Genomic DNA, 17,536 nt, shown 5'->3' with positions numbered 1-17,536 from the left:
GTGTAGGCGTGCCCTGCCAAAATGCCGCCCCTCAAGGAGAAGCCGACATGACCGAAGCAGCCACCCCCGCGACCCCGCTCGCCAGCAGCGACCAGAACCTGATCTGGATCGACCTGGAGATGACCGGCCTGTACCCCAACACCGACCGCATCATCGAAATCGCCGTGGTGGTGACCGACCCGACGCTCACGCAGCGTGTCGAAGGCCCGGTGTTCGCCATCCACCAGAGCGACGCCACGCTCGACGCGATGGACAACTGGAACAAGGGCACCCACGGCAAGAGCGGCCTGATCGACCGCGTGATGGCGTCCGCCTTCGACGAGGCTGCCGCCGAAGCGCAGGTGATCGAGTTCTTGAAGCAGTACGTTCCCAAGAACACCTCGCCGATGTGCGGCAACAGCATCTGCCAGGACCGCCGCTTCCTCGCCAACTACATGCCCAAGCTGGAAGCCTTCTTCCACTACCGCAACCTCGATGTGAGCACGCTGAAGGAATTGGCCAAGCGCTGGAAGCCCGGCATCCTCGGGGGCTTCAAGAAGGCCCAGGCGCACACCGCGCTGGCCGACATCCATGAGTCGATCGACGAACTGGCCTACTACCGCGAGCATTTCCTCGCACTCTGAGCGGGCCGTTCCATCAATAGCCTTGCGATGCTTGCGGGAAACCCCCGGCGCGCATAGAATCGAGGGCTTCGCCGGGCTTGCCTGATCTGCAAGAGCGATCTTCAAGCCCTGGCGTTTTCGTTCATCCCCTCTGACCTCATCGAGTCTTCCCGCAGCTGTTCTGCTGCGCGGCCTGTTCGAACCCTCCCCGGGAATGGTTGGCGGCGATGCCGTCGCTTTGACTGTTCCCAAGAAACCCGTTCTCCGGCGCACCGCCTCGTGCACTGCCGGTGGGGGTTCGGACCTTCTCCCCAGCGACTGATTGCAGGCCCTTTGCCTGCCGGCGCTCGCGCTTGGCCTTTTGGCCGGCGGGTGCCATGTTCCCGAAGAAAGACGACGATGAGTTTCGACACCCTGGGCTTGCAACAAGCCATCCTGCAAGCCGTGACCGATTCTGGTTACACCACCCCCACCGACGTGCAGTCGCGCGCCATTCCACCGGCCATCGAAGGCCGTGACCTGATGGTCGCGTCGAGCACCGGCAGCGGCAAGACCGCTTCGTTCGTGCTGCCCGCGCTGCAACGCATCCTCAACGCCCGGGGCGACAACACCAAGCGCCGCGAAAAGGGCGTCGTCTACGGTCCGCGCATCCTGGTGCTGGCCCCGACGCGTGAACTCGCGATGCAGGTCGACAAAGCCGCCACCGTGTACGGCCGCCACGTGCAAGGCCTGCGCGTCACCACCGTCGTCGGCGGCGTGCCTTACGGCGCCCAGTTGAAGGCGCTGCGCGGCCCGCTCGACATCCTGATCGCGACCCCCGGCCGCCTGATGGACCACATGCAATCGGGCAAGGCCATTCTCGAGAACGTCGAAATGCTGGTGCTCGACGAAGCCGACCGCATGCTCGACATGGGCTTCATCGACGACATCCGCCACATCGCCGAAGCGCTGCCGCAAGGCCGCCAAACGGTGATGTACAGCGCGACCTTCGCCGGCCACGTCGGTCGCCTCGCGCAGGACTTGCTGAACAACCCGGAGCGCATCGAAGTCGCGTCGCACACCGACACGCACGAAAACATCGAGCAGCGCCTGCACTGGGCCGACAACAAGGCGCACAAGGACGCGCTGCTCGACAGCATCCTGACCGGCAAAGAGATGGAGCAAGCGGTGGTGTTCACCAGCACCCAGCGCGACGCCGACTGGCTCGCCGACCGCCTGGCCGACATGGGCCACAAGGTTGCCTCGCTGCACGGCGGCATGCCGCAAGGTCGCCGCACCCGCGTGCTGCAAGGCCTGCGCAGCAAGCAGCTGCAAGTGCTGGTGGCCACCGATGTGGCTGCACGCGGCATCGACGTGCCGACCATCAGCCACGTCATCAACTACGGCCTGCCGATGAAGGCGGAGGACTATGTGCACCGCATCGGCCGCACCGGCCGTGCCGGTCGCAATGGCCTGGCAGTGACGCTGGCCGAGCGCATGGACGTGTCGATGATCCGCCGCATCCAGCACTTCACGACGCAAGACATCCCGGTGGCGACCATCGACGGCCTGGAGCCGCAATCGCCGGCCCCGCGCATGTTCCCGGCGCGTCCGGAAGGCAAGTTCGGCGGCCACGGCGGCGGCAAACCTTTCGGCGCGGGCCGTCCGGGTGGACACAAGGGCGGGTTCGGCGGCGGCAAGCCGTTCGGCAACAAGTTCGCACCCCGTGGTGGGGAAGGCTTTGCGCCCCGTGGCGGTGAGGGTTTCGCGCCCCGCAACGAAGGCTTTGCGCCGCGCAACGAGGGCTTTGCTCCGCGTGGCGGCGAGGGATTCGCACCGCGCAATGCCGGCGGCTTTGCCCCGCGTGAGCGCGCGCCCTTCGAGCGCCAAGGCGACGAAGGCCGTCGTGACAACGCCTTCACGCCGCATGGCCGCGATGACGCCCCCCGCCATGCCTTCGACCGTGCACCGGCCGACCGTGGCGGCTTCGCCCCGCGCAAGCCGGCAGGTGGCCCCGGCGCTGGCAAGGCCGGCTTCGGCAACAAGCCGCAGCGCCCGCGCCAGGGTGGTTTCAACAACCGCTGAACGGCGGCGGTTGAATCGACCATGAGGGCCGACGCCGAAAGGCGTGGCCCACCAAGACAAAGGGCCCGCAGCAATGCGGGCCCTTTGTCTTGGTGCCGGCCGTTTGACGGGCCGGCCTCACTGCAGGCTCAAGGACGAATCAGGATGTCGTTCTTCACAGCCTTCACACCGCTCACGCGGCGGGCGATGGCTTCGGCCTGGGCCTTCTCGTCGGCGCTCTTCGCGAAGCCCGACAGCTGCACCGTGCCGTTCAGGGTTTCGACCTGGATGGAAGAGGCGGCCACGGCCTTGTCTTCAATGAAGCGGGCCTTCACCGAGGTGGTGATGGTGGCGTCATCGACATACTGGCCGACCGTGGATTGTTCGCGCTTGACTGCGCAACCGGTGGCGCCAAGGGCGGCGGCCAATGCGATGACGACTGCAGCGATGGGGGTGCGTGCTTGCATGTTGTTTCTCCTTCTTCGGTGGTGGAACGTTGGCAGGTGAGGAAAGGCCGGTCAGGGCCGCGTGGCTATTTGTTCGTGATGGTCTTGACGCTCAAGAGGCCGATCACGACGACGGCGATGAAGAGCACCAGGAACAGCACGAACAAGAACTTGGCGATGCCCGCGGCCCCTGCCGCGATGCCGCTGAACCCGAACAGGCCGGCGACAACTGCAATCGCTGCAAAGATAAGGGCCCACTTCAGCATGGAAGCTCTCCTGGGTAGCGGCCTTTGGACGCAGTGCCCTGAGCCGATGTCTGCACTCTAGGCGGGGGCTCGCTCGCAGCCCATCGGACGCCGACGGACGTGCGTGTAGGACGAACCCCTTCTCAAGCAGGGGTGACTGATGCGACGGCCGGCACTCACGCGGCGGCCGAGCGTGCGGCTTCATTCGCCGACGCGGTGGTGGTGGCGCTAGGGGCTGGCGGCGGGTCCATCGAGGCGTTGGCCGGTGTTGAGGGACCGCCTTCGGGCACCGGGCCACCGGAGGTGGCCTCTGCGGCGTACGGGTCGTATTGCGGCGCGGCTTCGGACCCGTCCGGTGCCCCGTGGACCATCGACGCGGCCCATTGCATCAACGACGCCCAGGTGGGCACGAGCCCCGCCAGCAGCACGCCCGAGAGCGACCGCCAGGGGCGCAGGTTGGCGATCACCGCGCCGGCCACCAACGCGCCGCCGACCAGCAGCCACGGGTGTTTGTCCGCGGCCGGGCGCACGACCTCGTCGGCCGCGTCGAGCGCAAACTCGACCGTCGCGCGCCAGGGGTGGTGGCGCCACCAGTGCACGGCACTGCTGGAGGCGAGTTCGCTGAAGGGCAGCTGGCTCAACAGGCGGCGCATGCCCCGCCACATGCCGCGGCGTGCGCGGCGGCCGCTGCCGCGGTCGCCCTCGGGCGCGCGCTTGCGCGTCAGGGCTGCACGCATCTTCTCGCGCGTGAGGGCGAGTCGTTGCTCAGGGCTGAGATCCGGTCCGCGCGTGAGGGCGCCCCGGTGTGCCAGCGCCTCGGTGGCGGCTGTGTTGGCTTGCGCTTCGATGGGGCTCATGCAGCCCCCACTTCATTGAACATCTGGGCGTCGGCGGCCAACTGCAATTGCAGCTTGGCGAAGGCCGGGTCGTCGGCCGGTCGCTGCGCATACCAGAACGCGACGCCAGCGCCGATCACCGGCGCCAGTGGCACCAGCACCAGCACCCAGCCAGCGGTCGTCGACAAGGAGCCGGCAGCCACTGCCCACATCATCAACGAGACCCCCACCAGCACCAGCGCCACGGCGAGCAGGCTCAGGCACAGGCCGATGAGCATCAGGTGCATCAAGGCGCGGTTCTTCACTTGCTGAATCTCTGCGCCCATGAGCGCGGCATACCCGCCCAGGTGCTCGGCGATGAGCTGGGGTTGTGTCGCCAACAGGCGAACCAGGGGGTGGATCATGGCTGGCCCTCCTCAAGACCGTCGCAGAAGGAAGAACGGCGGTGAAAGCCTTCACCGCCGCTCATGTATGTGCCGCCCGCCGCGCGCGCCTGCGGGCGAAGGCGGCAGAACTGCCCCTATCAGCGGTCGCGACGCGAGCTGAAGAGGCTGACCAAGGCCATCAGCGCGGCGCCGGTGGCGGCGGCGATGAGCATGGCCTTCACGGGCTCGTCCTTGACGTATCGCACCGTGGAGTCGCCCATTGACTGGGCGCGGGCGCGGACTTGCGTGGCGCTGTCGCGCACGGCGTCCATGCCGCGGCGGGCCAGTGTCTCGGCCTGGGTGGCCAGGCGGGCCACGGTCGGTTCGACGCGGTCACGCAGGCCGCTCGCGGTGCTTTCGGCCTGGTTCAGCGCTTCGCTGGTCGCGCGGCGTGCCGACTCCGAAGTTTCGTTGTACGACGTGGTGGTGGGATTGCTGGCGGTGTTGGTCATGTTGGCTCCTCAGTGGGGTGGGGCGGTGAATGGAATGAAACACGCAGCGAGGCGCGTCACGACTTCCGGATCAGACCGAACAGGAACGCCGCCACAGCCATCACCGCGAAGATCAGGAAGAGGATCTTGGCGATGCCTGCGGCGCTGGCAGCGATGCCACCAAAACCGAACAAGGCGGCGATCAGGGCGATGACGAAAAAGACGACGGCGTAGTGCAGCATGTTCCGGCTCCTCAGGTTGCGTGGACGCGGCGGTCCGATGGCTTCGGTGTCGGCCGATGAAGACTGCTACAAGCAAGGCGCTTCATCAACGTGAAGCCACTTTAAGGACGCGGCATTGCGCGCACCATGAGACGGTGGGCCGCAGCGCTGTCGGCCTCACCGGGGTCGCCGCGTAGGACGCCACCGACAGGGGCCTCCCGCAGGCTCGGCCAGGCCCCGGGGTGCCCGATACCGCGATGGCGCCCTTGCAGTGCTTGCCTCAGCCGGCGTGCGACACGGATTGCGCTTCGCGCGCCAGCATGGGCAGCGAAGCCCGGATCAAGGTGCCCCGGCCCGGCGCGGATTCCATGTGCATGCGGCCCCGTGCGGCCTCGACGCGGTAGCGCATGCCCAGCAGCCCGTGGCTGGAAGAGCGGCGCTCGTTCATGTCGAAGCCGACGCCATCGTCCTTCACCGACACCTCGGCTTGCCCGCCCTGCACCCGCAAGCGAATTTGCACGTGTTTGGCCTGGGCGTACTTGCCGACGTTGGTGAGGGCTTCTTGCACGAGGCGGTAGACCGTCAGTTCCGAAGGCGGCGCGAGGCGCACGTCGTCGTCGAACTCGGCCTGCACGTCGATGCCCGAGCTGTCGCCGAACTCGCGCGCCAGGATTTCGAGCGCAGCGACCAGCCCGAGGTTGTTGAGCGACGACGGGCGCAGGTCTTCGATGATGCGGCGCTTGAGTGCGATGCCGTTGTTGAGCGCTTCGGTCAGGTGCTTGAGCCGCTCGGCCACCTCGGGCGAGATCGGCTGGATGCGCGACTTCAGCCGCGCCACGTCGAGCTTGGCGGCGGTGAGCAAGGCACCCAACTCGTCGTGCAGGTCGCGCGCGAGGCGGCTGCGCTCGTCTTCGCGTGCGTTCTGCAGATGCTGAGCTAGCTCGGTGAGCTGCGCGGTGCGCGCGGCGACCTGCTGTTCGAGCAGATCGAGTTGCGCCTGCATCACCTGCTGGCGTTCGAGCCGCTCTTTTTCGAGTGTGGACGATTGGCGCAGGTACATGAAGAAAGCGAGCACGCTCAGGGCCGTCATCGCGCTGACGCCCAGGCGGCTGAGCAGCAGGGTCTGGTAGACCTCGGCGCGCTCGGCCTCGATCAGCGCCGACTCGCGTTCGATCAAGCGTTCAGAGGCGAGGCGGATGCTCTCCATCTGCTCGCGGCCGATGTCGGTCTCGATCACCGCGCGCCAGGCCTCGTCGCGGCCTTCACTGCGGAGTCGCACGGTGGTTTCCATCTCGGACAGCTTCTTGGCCACCAGCGAGGCAAGCACCGCGAAGTTGGCGGTCTGCGTGGGCTCTTTGCCGTAGAAGGTGGCCAGCTTCTTCATCGTGTCGCCGATTTGTTCCATCGCGACGCGGTAGGGCTTGAGGTACTCGGGCCGGCCCGTGATGAGGAAGCCCCGTTGCCCGTTTTCGGCGTCGAGCACCAGCCGCAGCAGCAGCAGGTTGTCGTTGCGCGCCTGCGTGCGCACGCCCACGCGGTCGAGCGAATCGACCGACGTGTGGTACGCCGATTCGCTGATGACCATCAGCGTCAACGCCGTCACCACGGCCAGGGGAAAGGTGAAAGCGCTGCGCTTGAGGCGTCCAAAGAGGTTCTTCATGCGAGGTGTATGGGGGTCAACCTAGAATCGTTCGAGGTATTTGAGAGAGGAACCACTCATGATCAAGATCGCCATCGTGGACGACCACGCCATCGTGCGTGCCGGGCTGCGGCAGTACCTGTCCGAACAGGTGGACCTGCAAGTCGTCGCCGAAGCCGGCAATGGTCGTGAGGCCCTGGACATCGTGCGACAAGGCCTTGTTGATGTCATGGTCATGGACTTGTCGATGCCCGACCAGAGCGGCGTCGATGCGCTGGCCGGCATCCGTGCCCGGGCCCCCGAGTTGCCGGTGCTCATCCTGAGCGGCTTTCCCGAGGCGCACTACGCGACCACCCTGCTGCGACAGGGCGCGAGCGGCTACCTCAACAAGGAATGCGACCCCGAAGAAATCGTCACGGCCATTCGCACGGTGGCGCGCGGCCGCAAGTACATCACCCCGGCCGTGGCCGAGCTGCTGGCCGACACCCTGGGCGGCAACGTCGACAAGCCGCTGCACGAACAGTTGTCGGAGCGTGAGTTCCAGGTCTTCCTGCGACTCGCCAAGGGCGAGACCATCGGGCACATGGCCGACAGCATGTCGCTGAGCGTCAAGACCGTCAGCACCTACCGCACCCGCGTGATGGAGAAGATGAAGCTCGAGTCGAACAGCGACCTGACCTACTACGCGCTGAAGAACGGCCTGATCCAGTGAGGTCGGGCCTGCTGCACCGCTGAGGTGGGCAACACCGGGCGCTTCACGCGCCCGGTTCTTTTTGGCGGGTGCACCTTCGAAGCCGAGGCCTGCGCCTGCACCCGCATGCGCGGGCCTCACAGATCACCGAAGACAGAGGTGGTGCTCTCGCCGGCGGCCAGGCGCTGGCAGTAGGTGATCAGCGCATCGATCTCGTTCGACTTGTCGAACACCTTGTCGGCCCCGAGCTGCAGGCACTTGCGGCGCATGTCGGGGGTGGCGTAGTTGCTGAGCACGATGCGCTTGGTGGTCGACGGCAGCTGCGCGCTCGCCGCGAGCACGCCGAGGCCTGAACCACTCTTGAGGAAGATGTCCACGATGACCAGGTCGCAGGGGTCGCGCGTCTGGTCCCTGAGCCACGAGGTCGCGGCGGCTTCGCTGTCGGCCGTGCCCACGACCTGAACGGGCACCAGTTCTTCCAGCGTCGCGATGAGGTTCTCGCGGATCACCGGGCTGTCTTCGACGATGTAGGTCTTGAGCATCGCCTAAGGTCCGTGAGGGGGCGTGCCGCAACGCGTCGTTCGGGTCGTCGCGGGGACGATCCGCAGCCCACCATGGCAACGCGAAAAACGCGCCGTGACGAGGCCGCGCATGCGCGCGAGGGCTGCTTCAGGCATGCGAGAAATTCTAATCAGCACGCCCTGCGCACCCTGTCGGGACAGCCCCGGAGCGCATGTAGGACGATGCCTACAGCTCGCCACCGTATGCCGCGCGCATTGCTTCTTCTCGCTCCCTCGCAGCGGCGTGGGAACGGTGTAGGAGCGAGCCCACAGCGGTGAGCTTCTTTGTCTGCTTTGCATCAATGCCCGCGCTGCCTAGACTGAGTTGAATGGCTGAACCCGCACGCATTGGATGCACCGCGCGCTTGACCCGATCGGTCCTCTGGACGAGGGCCTGGCGAGGTGCCGAGTGTGAGGCATCAAGCAAACGCCAAGCCTGCCGATGAAACGCGCCCCTGCCGACCCCACCTCTTCTGCACGCCGAGCTGTCGCGCCCGACGCGGTGGAAGTGTTGCGCCGTGGCCAGCAGGCGCTCGGCAAGCTCTTCTTCGCGTTTCACCTGCTGTGCGAGCGCGACGACACCGCGCAAGGCAAGCGGGCGCTGGTCGAGCGTGTGTATGTGGAGTTGATGGTGCACCTGCAACTGGTGAGCGAGGTGGTGCACCCTGCGCTGCAGCAGCAAGGCAGCAGCGTGCACCTCGACCTGATCGCCGAAGCGCGCAATGCGCACCGCAGCGCGCGCGAAATGCTGTCCACCATCGTCGGCTCGCCGGTCGAGAACGCCGCGCGGGACGCGCGTGTCGAGGCGCTGGGCGAATTCATGGAACGGCAGTTCGAGCACGAGCGCAGCCTGCTCTTTCCGGCCTTGCGGCAGTCGCCGTTGAAGCTGGACGAATTGGGGCGCGTCCTGCTGGAACGGCGGCAGGCGCTGCTGGTGCAGTACCAGCGCGTGCTGTCGCATGGCGCGGTGGTCGAGGACGAGGCCGACGACCCCGTGGGGCGCGGCGGCGACGAGGCCTGAGCCCGGTCCCGCGCGCGGCACGCGTCACACCCGGCGCACCTTCACGGCCACGTCCATGCCCTGGTATGCGTCGGGCGACCCGAACCACGTGCCCGATATCGGGGCGGCCTGCTTGGGATCGCGTGCCACCGCAACGCGCAGCAGCTGCGTGCCGCCCAGCAAGTTGTTGGTCGGGTCGAAGGGCAGCCAGCCGGCGCCGGGCAGGTAGGCCTGCATCCATGCGTGGGTGACGCCTGCACCTACCGTGGGCAGGCCGGCCGCGTCGTCGTCGGTGGTGTTGGGGTCGTCGAGTGCCGGGTCGTACAGGTAGCCCGACACGAAGCGGCTCGCGATGCCCAGCCGGCGGGCCGCCTCGATCATCAGCAGCGCGAAGTCGCGGCAGCTGCCGCTGCGCAGTTCGAGCGTACGCAGCGGGTCTTGCGTGCCTTCTTCGTCGCGCGCGGCATATTCGAATTCATCGCGGATACGCTGGTTCATGCGCACCAGCAGTTCGCGCGTGTGGGTGGGCCCGTCGGTGCGGATCAGCTCGCGCGCCCAGGCCGTGAGCACGCCTTCGGGGTCGTCGTGGTGGGGGCGCAGGTACTGTTCGAGGTCGAAGCGCTCGTCCACCGAATACGCAAAGGGAAAGAACTCGGCCGACGGCGACAGCGGCAGTTCGAGGTTGTTGGTGTGCGCGTGCTCGATGCGAAACGCGCACACGATCTTCAGCTCGTCGGCCGGCTCCAGCGGCTGCACCAGCGCGATCGAATTCGAATGCGGGTCCTGGATCATGCGCACCGAGGCCTCGGGGCTGACGTCCAGGTCCATCGCGAGCACACGCAGGTCGTGGCTGTCACGCGGGCGAAACATCACCCGGTGCTCGCCGAAGCGAACCGGCTCGCTGTAGCGGTAGACGGTGGTGTGGGTGATGTCGTAGGTGATGGGCATCGGGGCACGCAGGCAAGAACGCGTGCGTTCGAGTATGCAAGGCCGAGGCCTGCCCGCCCGACCCCACCCCGGCAAAGCCCCCGGCGCCCGGTGGATTGCCGGGCGCCGAGCCATCAGGCCGTGCGGCGCGACGCCCGCCGGCCCGAGCCCGCCTTGGGCGGCGTCCCGAACGGACCGTTTTCGGCGAGGTAGGTCTCCATCGCCAGGTGGCCCTTGTCGCGGCGCGTCTTCACGGTGTACGCAGAGAAGTCCATGCCGCCCGTCATCGGCACGTGCTGGGCGGGCACGACGTGCAGGTGGGCCAGAGCGGCGTACTTCATCATGCGTTTGAACGCGGGGTCGCGGCGCACGGAGGCGTTCGGGGGCAGGCTGCTGTCCAGCGTGCGCAGCATCTGGGCGTGGTCGCGCAGCCCGTCGGGGCCGCCGAAGTCGTCCCAGAAGCGGTTCTCGAACGAGATCTCCATCGCCCGGTCGCGCACCTGCTGCAGGTTGGTGGGCACGGTGTCGCCGGTCGGGAAGAGGTCGAGCACGAACACCGGCAGGCTCGCCGTCTCGGCGGTGGACAGCATCTCGACCAGAGGTCGCAGCGGCGTGTTGTCGAACAGGCCACCGTCCCAGTAGACCTCGCCGTCGATCTCGGTCGCCGGAAAGCCCGGCGGCAGGCTGCCGCTGGCGAGGATGTGCTTCGGCGTCAGCGTCCTCTTGTCGGGCTCGGTGTTGTAGAAGCGCTCGCTCATGCCGGTGCGCACGTTGGTGGCGGTGACGCACACGCGGTGCAGCGCGTCGTCGTTGAGGCGATCCCAGTCGAGCAGCTCGGTCAGCGTGGCGGCCATCGGCGACACGTCGCACAGGCTCGTCCACTGCATGAGGTTGAAGTAGTCGGTTCGTGGTCGATAGAAACCCGGCGTGCCGAAGGCCGACAACCAGAACTGCTCTTTTTCTGGCAAGAGCGGCACCGTCGGGATCACGATGGTGTTCCACAGCGCGTCGAGGCTGGCGGTGATGTCGCCGCCGGGTGCGCCGGCCACGGCGGCCGTGTTGATGGCACCGATGCTCACGCCCGAGATGGCCACCGGCGCGAAGCCGGCTTCATGGAGCGCCGCCAGCGCCCCCCATTCATAGGCGCCGAGGGCGCCCCCGCCTTGCAAGACCACGCCGCACGGTGTCGTCGCCATCGCTGCCCCCTGGGGTGAATGAAGCGAGTCACGCTATCGCAGGTTTTGCTGCGCCGCAATAACCGATTGCTGCGGGGGATTTGTCACCGGCGCTTCACCGGGCCGGCCACGAAAAAGGCCGCCGCGTGCGGTGGCACATCGGCGGCCTCGTGCGGCGCAGCGTGCCCCAGGCGGCGTGGCGCTCAGACGCCCAGCAGTTCGACCTCGAACATCAGCGTCGCGTTCGGCGGGATCACGCCGCCCGCGCCGCGTGCGCCGTAGCCCAGCTCGGCCGGGATCACCAGCACGCGCGTGCCGCCGACCTTCATGCCCTGCACGCCTTCGTCCCAGCCCTTGATGACCATGCCTTCGCCGAGGCCGAACTCGAACGGGTCGTTGCGGTCCTTGCTGCTGTCGAACTTGGCGCCCTTGGTGCCGTTGTTGTAAAGCCAGCCGGTGTAGTGCACGGTGACGTACTGGCCAGCTTTGGCTTCGTCGCCGGTGCCCGGCACGGTGTCTTCGTATTGCAGGCCGGAAGCGGTGGTTTGCATGGCGTCGAACCTTGAAGTGGAAAGCCCGCGATGCTATCGCCGTGCGCGCCGGCCTTTCGGTCGCGCGCCTTTTGGCCCCGCCCCATTCGGCATCACGCCTTCTTGACGATCTTCTCGGCGCGTTCCAGGTCGGCCAGCAGTTCTTCGAGTTCGGCGACGGCCTGCTGCGCTTCCTTGAACTCTTTCTCGTCCACCGCGCTCTTGAGTTTGCGGCCCAGCAGCTTCTCGGTGGCCTCGGTGTTCTTGCGCTGTGAATCGACATAGCCGCCGTGGCGCAGGATGTGGCCGTTGGCGTCCTTGTGGTGCTTCTTCACCAGCGCCACCAGCTCTTCCATCGTGGACTTCGCTTCCTTGCGGCATTTCGCGGCGATCGACTGCGCTTCTTTGGCGGCCTTGCTCACCTCTTTGCCGCCGCTGCCGTCGAGCCCCTCGAACTGCGAGATCAGCGAGCCCACCAACTGGCGGTGCGTGATCTTCAGGCTCTGCATGGCCTTGACGATCTCGTTCATCTGGCCGACCACCGGGTCTTTTGGCGTGAGCTTCTTCGACGCGGCGAGCACGATGTTTTCGGCCTGCGTGATCGACTTTTCGATGTCGTCGGCGCTCTTGGCCGGCAGCTTGGCCCCATTGAGAAACTTGTTGGCCTGGGCTTCCCAGTCGTCGAACTCTTCGACGGTCTTGATCACCATGTCCACCAGCTTGGTGAACTCCTTCTGCGGCAAGGTCTTGCGCAGGCCAAGGAAGTTGAAGCGTGGCATCGCGGTCTCCGGGGGCTGTCGTGAGGTGCGGCGATTCTGTCGAGGCCGCGTCGCGCCGCATGCTGACTTGCGTCACATCGCGCGCCTCCCCGCACCCCACGCTTCGGTGGGCATGGCTCAGCCTTCTGGTGCAACACGCGCCAAGCTGTCACGCCAGGCCATGGACGCGGCGGCGCGCCAGGCCGCAGCATCGTCGCCCTTGGGCAGCCCGTGCAGGCCCAGCGCACGCGCGGCCTCGCGCAAGGCGGTGAGTGGTTCGCGCAGGTCGAGCGGCGCGGCGCCGTTCTGCTTCGACAGCTTTTCACCGTTGGCGCCCAGCACCAGCGGCGTGTGCAGGTACCGCGGCGTGGGCAGGCCCAGCAGCCGCTGCAGGTGGACCTGCCGTGGGGTGTTGTCGGCCAGGTCTTCGCCGCGCACCACGTGCGTGATGCCTTGCTCGGCGTCATCGACCACCACGGCGAGCTGGTAGGCCCACAGGCCGTCGGCACGCTTCAGCACGAAGTCGCCCACCTCTTGCGTCACGTTCTGCGACTGCGTGCCCAGGCGGCGGTCGGCCCAGTCGATGCGCACATCGGCGACGTTCGCGTCGCTGCGCACGCGCATGGCGCGAGCCGGTTTGCCGTGCAGGCCATCGCGGCAGGTGCCGGGGTAGACCAGCTCGCCATGGCGCGGCTTGTCACGCCCCGCGGCCTGGAGCGCGGCCTGGATGTCGCTGCGCGTGCAGCCGCAGGGGTACACCAGCTGTCGCGCCGCGAGCGTGTCCAGCGCGTGCTGGTAGCGCTCGCCCCGGCGCGATTGCCACAGCGGCGGCTCGTCGCTCGTCAGCCCGCAGGCCGCGAGCTGCGAGAGGATGAGGTCGTCGGCCCCGGGCACGCAGCGCGGGGTGTCCACGTCTTCGATGCGCACCAGCCACGTGCCGCCATGCGCACGCGCATCGAGCCAGCTTGCCAGCGCGGCGACCAGCGAGCCGGCGTGCAGCGGCCCCGTGGGCGACGGCGCGAAGCGACCGCGGTAGGCCGTGGGGCTCATGCCCCGCCGAGCGGCACCAGGCCGCTGTGCCGCTCCATCAATGCCTGGCGGGTGGCCGGGCTTTCGAGTTGCGTCAACCACCAGCGCAGCGCGTGGCCCATCGTCGGCTTGCGTGCGCCGGGCGCGGCCGGGGTGCTGCGCCACGCGTAGCCCAGCCGGGCGATGTGCGCGGGCCGGTCCACCGGCTTGACCACCAGGCGGCCGGCGGCGATGTGCTCTCGCGCCAGCGGCTCGGGCAAGAAGCCGCAGCCCAGGCAGCGCAGCTGCGCTTCGATCTTGGCCTGCATGCTGGCGACGGTCAGCACGTCCTGGCCGGGCAGCAGGTGCACGGTGAGCGGGGCCATGCGCTGGGCCGAGTCGGCCACGGCGACCGCGCGGTGGCTCACCAGTTCGGCGTCGGTGATGGGCCCGGGGTGCGAGGCCAGCGCGTGGTGCGGCGCCACTGCGAACACGAAGGCCATCTCGCCCAGCGGCTGCATCTGCACGCCGGCGGGCAGGGTCTGGTCGGTGCCCACGCCGATGGCCAGGTCGGCCTGGCCGCTGAACAGCGCCTCGCAGGTGCCGGCCAGCACCTCGGTGCGCAGCCGCAGCCGCGTGCCCGGGCCCGACTCGGCGGGCGCCCCGGCGACGCCATCGGGGCGCAGCGCGAAGAAGGCCTCGCACAGCTCGAACATGGTCGTGCGCGACATCACGCCATCGACGGCCACGGTGAGCTGGGTTTCCCACCCGGTGGCCACGCGCTTCACGCGGTTGGCGACGGCGTCGATCTGCTCCAGCAGGCGCCGGCCTTCGTTCAGCAGCTCTTCGCCAGCGGCGGTGAGCTTGGCCTGGCGCGAGCGGCGGTCGAACAGCAGCACGTCGAGCGCGTCTTCGAGCTGGCGCACGTTGTAGGTCAGCGCCGAAGGCACCTTGCCCAGCTCGCGCGCGGCCGCCGCGAAGCTGCCGGTTCTTGCGATGACGTCCATCATGGCAAGCGCTTCGGGGGTCAGGACATTGCGGGAGGAAATCATCGCGGGTGTCGGCCGGGGCCAGCGGGCAGCAAGGGGTGCGTTCATCTTATTTGAACGGGGGCTTCAAGCCGCGGCCCGGGCCCATGGCGCGTGCGGCTTCTACAGTGGATGCACACCCGACGAACCCCGCAGCCACGAAGGAGCCGCACATGATCACCGTCCGCAAATCGTCCGACCGAGGTTTCGCCGACCACGGCTGGCTCAAGTCGTTTCACAGCTTCTCGTTCGCCGACTACTACGACCCGAAGCACATGGGCGTGGGCAACCTGCGGGTGATCAACGAAGACCGCATCGTGCCCGGCACCGGCTTCGGCGCGCACGGCCACCGCGACATGGAAATCATCTCGTACGTGCTCTCGGGCGCGCTCGGCCACAAGGACAGCATCGGCAACGGCGCGACCATCGAGCCCGGCGACGTGCAGCGCATGAGCGCGGGCCGCGGCATCCAGCACAGCGAGTTCAACCATGCGCCGAACGAAACCACGCACTTCATGCAGATCTGGATCGTGCCCAGCCAGACCGGCATCGCCCCCGGCTACGAGCAAAAGCGCTTCGAAGACGCCGACAAGCGCGGCCGCCTGCGCCTGGTGGCCTCGCCCGACGGCCGCGACGGCTCGGTGACCATCCACGCCGACGCCGCGATGTACGCCGGCCTCTTCGACGGCGACGAGTCGGCCGAACTGCCGCTCGCCCCGGGTCGCGAAGGCTACGTGCAGGTGCTGCGCGGCAAGGTGCAGGTCAACGGACAGCCGCTCGAAGCCGGCGACGCGCTTGCCTTGCGCGACGAACCGACCGTGCGCGTGGCGAAAGGCGAGCAGGCCGAGCTGCTGGTCTTCGACCTGAACTGATCACGGCCATCGGCCGCCCCGCCTTCACCGCGGGGCGGCGGCTTGCGCAGGGCGCTGCCATTAAAGTCCGCAGCATGAACACGATGCTGAAAGTGCTGGGGCTCTTGCCCTGGACCGATTGGGCCGCGTTGATCTGCTTCTTTGGCGGCTGGGCCGGCTACGCCTGGTTCGCCAAGAACCGGGCGCAGCGGCGGCCGTCCATCCTGGCTTCGACCAACCGCATCCGCCGCGAGTGGATGATGCAGACCACCTACCGCGACGTGCGCGTCGTCGATGGCACGGTGATCCAGAACCTCTCGACCAGCCCGTCGTTCTTTGCGTCCACCACCATCCTGATCATCGGCGGCCTGCTGGCCGTGCTGGGCACCAACGACAAGGCCAGTTCGCTGGTCAAAGAAATCCCGTTCGCGGCGCACACCTCGGTGCTGATCTTCGACCTGAAGACGGTGCTGCTGCTGGCGATCTTTGTCTACGCGTTCTTTCGCTTCACCTGGTCGATGAGGCAATACACCTTCGGCGCCTTGTTGATGGCGTCGATGCCCGAGGCCAAGCAGTTCGAATCGATGGGTGAAGAGGCCCAGGCGCAGCGCCACGAATACGCCAAGCGCGCCGGTGGGGTGGTGAGCATGGCGGCCGAAACCTTCAACGACGGCCTGCGGGCTTACTACATGTCGTTCGCGGCGATGGGCTGGTACTTCTCGCCGCTCATCTTCTTCTGCGCAACCGTCGGCGTGGTCTACATCCTGTACCAGCGCGAATTTCACTCGGACGTGCTGAAGGTCTTGAACTCGTAGGCTGAGCTCAGTCGAGGTCTCGGGCGAGCCTCAGGCCACTGAACTGCCACTGCGCCTCGGGTGGAAAGAAGTTGCGGTAGCTGGCGCGAACATGCGTCGCCGGCGTCGCGCAAGAGCCGCCCCGCAGCACCAGCTGTTGGCACATGAACTTGCCGTTGTATTCGCCGACCGCCCCGGCTGCAGGTCGGTAGCCGGGGTAGGGCGAGTAGCTCGATTGCGTCCATTCCCACACGCCCCCGAACATCTGCGCGGGGTGGGTGGTGCTTGCCTGCGTCGGCGGGCGTGGGTGGAAGGTGCCGCTGTCGGCCCAGTGGCCGCCCTCGGGGGCCGCAGCCGAGGGCAGGGCGCGGGCGGCGGTTTCCCACTCGGCCTCGGTGGGCAGGCGGGCAGCGGCCCAGCGTGCGTAGGCGTCGGCCTCGAAGTAGCTCAGGTGGCAGGCGGGCGCATGCGGGTCGGGGGCGGTTTCGCCGTGAAGCGTGAACGTGTGCCAGCGGCCCTCACGCTCGCGCCAGTAGAGCGGTGCCTCGCGTCGGCCGGCCTGCACCCAGTCCCAGCCCATCGACAGCCACAGTTCGGGTCGCCGGTAGCCGCCGTCGCCGATGAAGTCGAGCCAGTCGCCGTTCGTCACCGGGCGCGACGCCAGCGCGAAGGGCCGCAAATGCACCGCATGCCGCGGGCCTTCGTTGTCGAACGCGAAGGCGCCGTCGCGCTGCGGGTCGTGGCCGATCTCGACCAGCCCACCGGCGTGCTCGGCCCAGCGCAACGGCTGCGGTGGCACCGACGCCATCGGCCTGGGCGGCGCATAGGCCGCACGCGCGGGGTTGAACGACAGTGCGTGCTTGATGTCGGTCAGCAGCAATTCCTGGTGTTGTTGTTCGTGGTGCAGGCCCAGCGTGACCAATTCGACCAACGCCGGGTCGGGTGCGGGGTGGTCGAGCAGGCGCTGCATGCGGGCATCGACCGCCGCGCGGTACGCCATCACCGTGGCGAGGTCAGGGCGCGTGATCAGCCCGCGCGCGGCGCGCGGGTAGCGCTCGCCGACGCCGACGTAGTAGCTGTTGAAAAGCACCCGGTACTGCGCATCGAAGGGCCGGAAGTCGCGTTCGAAGCGCTCGAGGATGAAGGTCTCGAAGAACCACGTGACATGCGCGAGGTGCCATTTCGTGGGGCTCGCGTCGGGCATCGACTGCACCTGGCAGTCCTCGGGTGACAGCGGCGTGGCCAGGCGCTCGGTGGCCGCCCGCACCTGTGCATAGCGTTGCGTGAGGGGCAGGTCTTTCTCGTGCGGCATCGACGGCTCCGGGT

The 17,536-nt window shown here is 67.7% G+C and carries 21 protein-coding genes; 6 read left to right on the top strand and 15 right to left on the bottom strand.

From position 1 onward, the window contains the following. The first annotated feature begins 47 nt into the window (after positions 1-47). Both orn and AC1KAT_RS03450 read left to right on the top strand, forming a co-directional pair. Positions 48-623 carry an oligoribonuclease gene (orn, locus tag AC1KAT_RS03455; RefSeq protein ID WP_480322803.1) on the top strand — a complete coding sequence of 192 codons (576 nt, stop codon included), beginning with the start codon at positions 48-50 and terminating at the stop codon, positions 621-623. Between the two features lie 378 nt (positions 624-1,001). Beyond that, complete coding sequence (locus AC1KAT_RS03450; protein ID WP_480322801.1) at positions 1,002-2,666, top strand: DEAD/DEAH box helicase; 1,665 nt, start codon at positions 1,002-1,004, stop codon at positions 2,664-2,666. 128 nt (positions 2,667-2,794) lie between these two features. On the opposite strand, the gene AC1KAT_RS03445 is transcribed toward AC1KAT_RS03450, so the two are convergent. The 7 genes from AC1KAT_RS03445 to AC1KAT_RS03415 all read right to left on the bottom strand — a co-directional run bounded on the left by AC1KAT_RS03445 (position 2,795) and on the right by AC1KAT_RS03415 (position 6,909). Further along, positions 2,795-3,112 (bottom strand): BON domain-containing protein, encoded by a 318-nt coding sequence (locus AC1KAT_RS03445; protein WP_480322799.1) that lies wholly within the window; start codon positions 3,110-3,112, stop codon positions 2,795-2,797. Between the two features lie 65 nt (positions 3,113-3,177). Then, positions 3,178-3,357: a DUF1328 family protein gene (locus tag AC1KAT_RS03440; RefSeq protein WP_480322797.1), complete on the bottom strand. Its 180-nt coding sequence runs from the start codon at positions 3,355-3,357 to the stop codon at positions 3,178-3,180. A 155-nt stretch (positions 3,358-3,512) separates the two neighbouring features. Then, entirely contained in the window at positions 3,513-4,193 is a 681-nt protein-coding gene (locus AC1KAT_RS03435; protein ID WP_480322795.1) for a hypothetical protein, read from the bottom strand. Continuing rightward, on the bottom strand, positions 4,190-4,576 hold the full coding sequence (locus tag AC1KAT_RS03430) for a hypothetical protein (protein WP_480322793.1): 387 nt from the start codon (positions 4,574-4,576) through the stop codon (positions 4,190-4,192). Before AC1KAT_RS03430 ends, AC1KAT_RS03435 begins: the two co-directional genes overlap by 4 nt. A gap of 119 nt (positions 4,577-4,695) precedes the next feature. Then, positions 4,696-5,049: a hypothetical protein gene (locus AC1KAT_RS03425; protein ID WP_480322791.1), complete on the bottom strand. Its 354-nt coding sequence runs from the start codon at positions 5,047-5,049 to the stop codon at positions 4,696-4,698. 56 nt (positions 5,050-5,105) lie between these two features. Continuing rightward, positions 5,106-5,270, bottom strand: a complete 165-nt coding sequence (locus tag AC1KAT_RS03420) for a DUF1328 domain-containing protein (RefSeq protein ID WP_480322789.1) — start codon at positions 5,268-5,270, stop codon at positions 5,106-5,108. Positions 5,271-5,529: 259 nt separating this feature from the next. Then, positions 5,530-6,909 carry a CHASE3 domain-containing protein gene (locus tag AC1KAT_RS03415; protein WP_480322787.1) on the bottom strand — a complete coding sequence of 460 codons (1,380 nt, stop codon included), beginning with the start codon at positions 6,907-6,909 and terminating at the stop codon, positions 5,530-5,532. A 58-nt stretch (positions 6,910-6,967) separates the two neighbouring features. On the opposite strand from AC1KAT_RS03415, the gene AC1KAT_RS03410 reads away from it, so the two are divergent. Continuing rightward, positions 6,968-7,600: a response regulator gene (locus AC1KAT_RS03410; protein WP_480322785.1), complete on the top strand. Its 633-nt coding sequence runs from the start codon at positions 6,968-6,970 to the stop codon at positions 7,598-7,600. Between the two features lie 116 nt (positions 7,601-7,716). Here the strand turns inward: AC1KAT_RS03410 and AC1KAT_RS03405 are convergent, their stop codons facing one another. After that, on the bottom strand, positions 7,717-8,121 hold the full coding sequence (locus AC1KAT_RS03405) for a response regulator transcription factor (protein WP_480322783.1): 405 nt from the start codon (positions 8,119-8,121) through the stop codon (positions 7,717-7,719). Between the two features lie 460 nt (positions 8,122-8,581). Here AC1KAT_RS03405 and AC1KAT_RS03400 point away from each other — a divergent pair, with 460 nt between their 5' ends. Continuing rightward, positions 8,582-9,160, top strand: coding sequence for a hemerythrin domain-containing protein (locus AC1KAT_RS03400; protein ID WP_480322781.1), 579 nt, complete (start codon positions 8,582-8,584; stop codon positions 9,158-9,160). 24 nt (positions 9,161-9,184) lie between these two features. Here AC1KAT_RS03400 and AC1KAT_RS03395 read toward each other — a convergent pair whose 3' ends face one another. From AC1KAT_RS03395 to AC1KAT_RS03370, 6 genes are all read right to left on the bottom strand, one after another. Next, positions 9,185-10,087 carry a transglutaminase family protein gene (locus tag AC1KAT_RS03395; RefSeq protein ID WP_480322779.1) on the bottom strand — a complete coding sequence of 301 codons (903 nt, stop codon included), beginning with the start codon at positions 10,085-10,087 and terminating at the stop codon, positions 9,185-9,187. A 113-nt stretch (positions 10,088-10,200) separates the two neighbouring features. Then, the gene (locus AC1KAT_RS03390) at positions 10,201-11,262 is read right to left on the bottom strand and encodes a patatin-like phospholipase family protein (protein ID WP_480322777.1); all 1,062 of its coding nucleotides are present in this window, start codon (positions 11,260-11,262) and stop codon (positions 10,201-10,203) included. A 182-nt stretch (positions 11,263-11,444) separates the two neighbouring features. Beyond that, complete coding sequence (locus tag AC1KAT_RS03385) at positions 11,445-11,792, bottom strand: FKBP-type peptidyl-prolyl cis-trans isomerase (protein ID WP_480322775.1); 348 nt, start codon at positions 11,790-11,792, stop codon at positions 11,445-11,447. A 92-nt stretch (positions 11,793-11,884) separates the two neighbouring features. Then, positions 11,885-12,550 carry a hypothetical protein gene (locus AC1KAT_RS03380; RefSeq protein ID WP_480322773.1) on the bottom strand — a complete coding sequence of 222 codons (666 nt, stop codon included), beginning with the start codon at positions 12,548-12,550 and terminating at the stop codon, positions 11,885-11,887. Between the two features lie 117 nt (positions 12,551-12,667). Further along, positions 12,668-13,579, bottom strand: coding sequence for a tRNA glutamyl-Q(34) synthetase GluQRS (gluQRS, locus tag AC1KAT_RS03375; RefSeq protein WP_480322771.1), 912 nt, complete (start codon positions 13,577-13,579; stop codon positions 12,668-12,670). Continuing rightward, the gene (locus AC1KAT_RS03370; protein ID WP_480322769.1) at positions 13,576-14,589 is read right to left on the bottom strand and encodes a LysR family transcriptional regulator; all 1,014 of its coding nucleotides are present in this window, start codon (positions 14,587-14,589) and stop codon (positions 13,576-13,578) included. Before AC1KAT_RS03370 ends, gluQRS begins: the two co-directional genes overlap by 4 nt. Before the next feature lie 149 nt (positions 14,590-14,738). On the opposite strand from AC1KAT_RS03370, the gene AC1KAT_RS03365 reads away from it, so the two are divergent. Both AC1KAT_RS03365 and AC1KAT_RS03360 read left to right on the top strand, forming a co-directional pair. Then, positions 14,739-15,437: a pirin family protein gene (locus tag AC1KAT_RS03365; RefSeq protein ID WP_480322768.1), complete on the top strand. Its 699-nt coding sequence runs from the start codon at positions 14,739-14,741 to the stop codon at positions 15,435-15,437. Between the two features lie 74 nt (positions 15,438-15,511). Further along, positions 15,512-16,231 carry a DUF599 domain-containing protein gene (locus AC1KAT_RS03360; protein ID WP_480322766.1) on the top strand — a complete coding sequence of 240 codons (720 nt, stop codon included), beginning with the start codon at positions 15,512-15,514 and terminating at the stop codon, positions 16,229-16,231. A gap of 7 nt (positions 16,232-16,238) precedes the next feature. On the opposite strand, the gene egtB is transcribed toward AC1KAT_RS03360, so the two are convergent. Next, the gene (gene egtB, locus AC1KAT_RS03355) at positions 16,239-17,522 is read right to left on the bottom strand and encodes an ergothioneine biosynthesis protein EgtB (RefSeq protein WP_480322764.1); all 1,284 of its coding nucleotides are present in this window, start codon (positions 17,520-17,522) and stop codon (positions 16,239-16,241) included. Positions 17,523-17,536: the final 14 nt, after the last annotated feature.

The organism is Piscinibacter sp. PDB5-1, from assembly GCF_056676035.1.
This window is presented reverse-complemented; position numbering and strand designations above follow the sequence as displayed.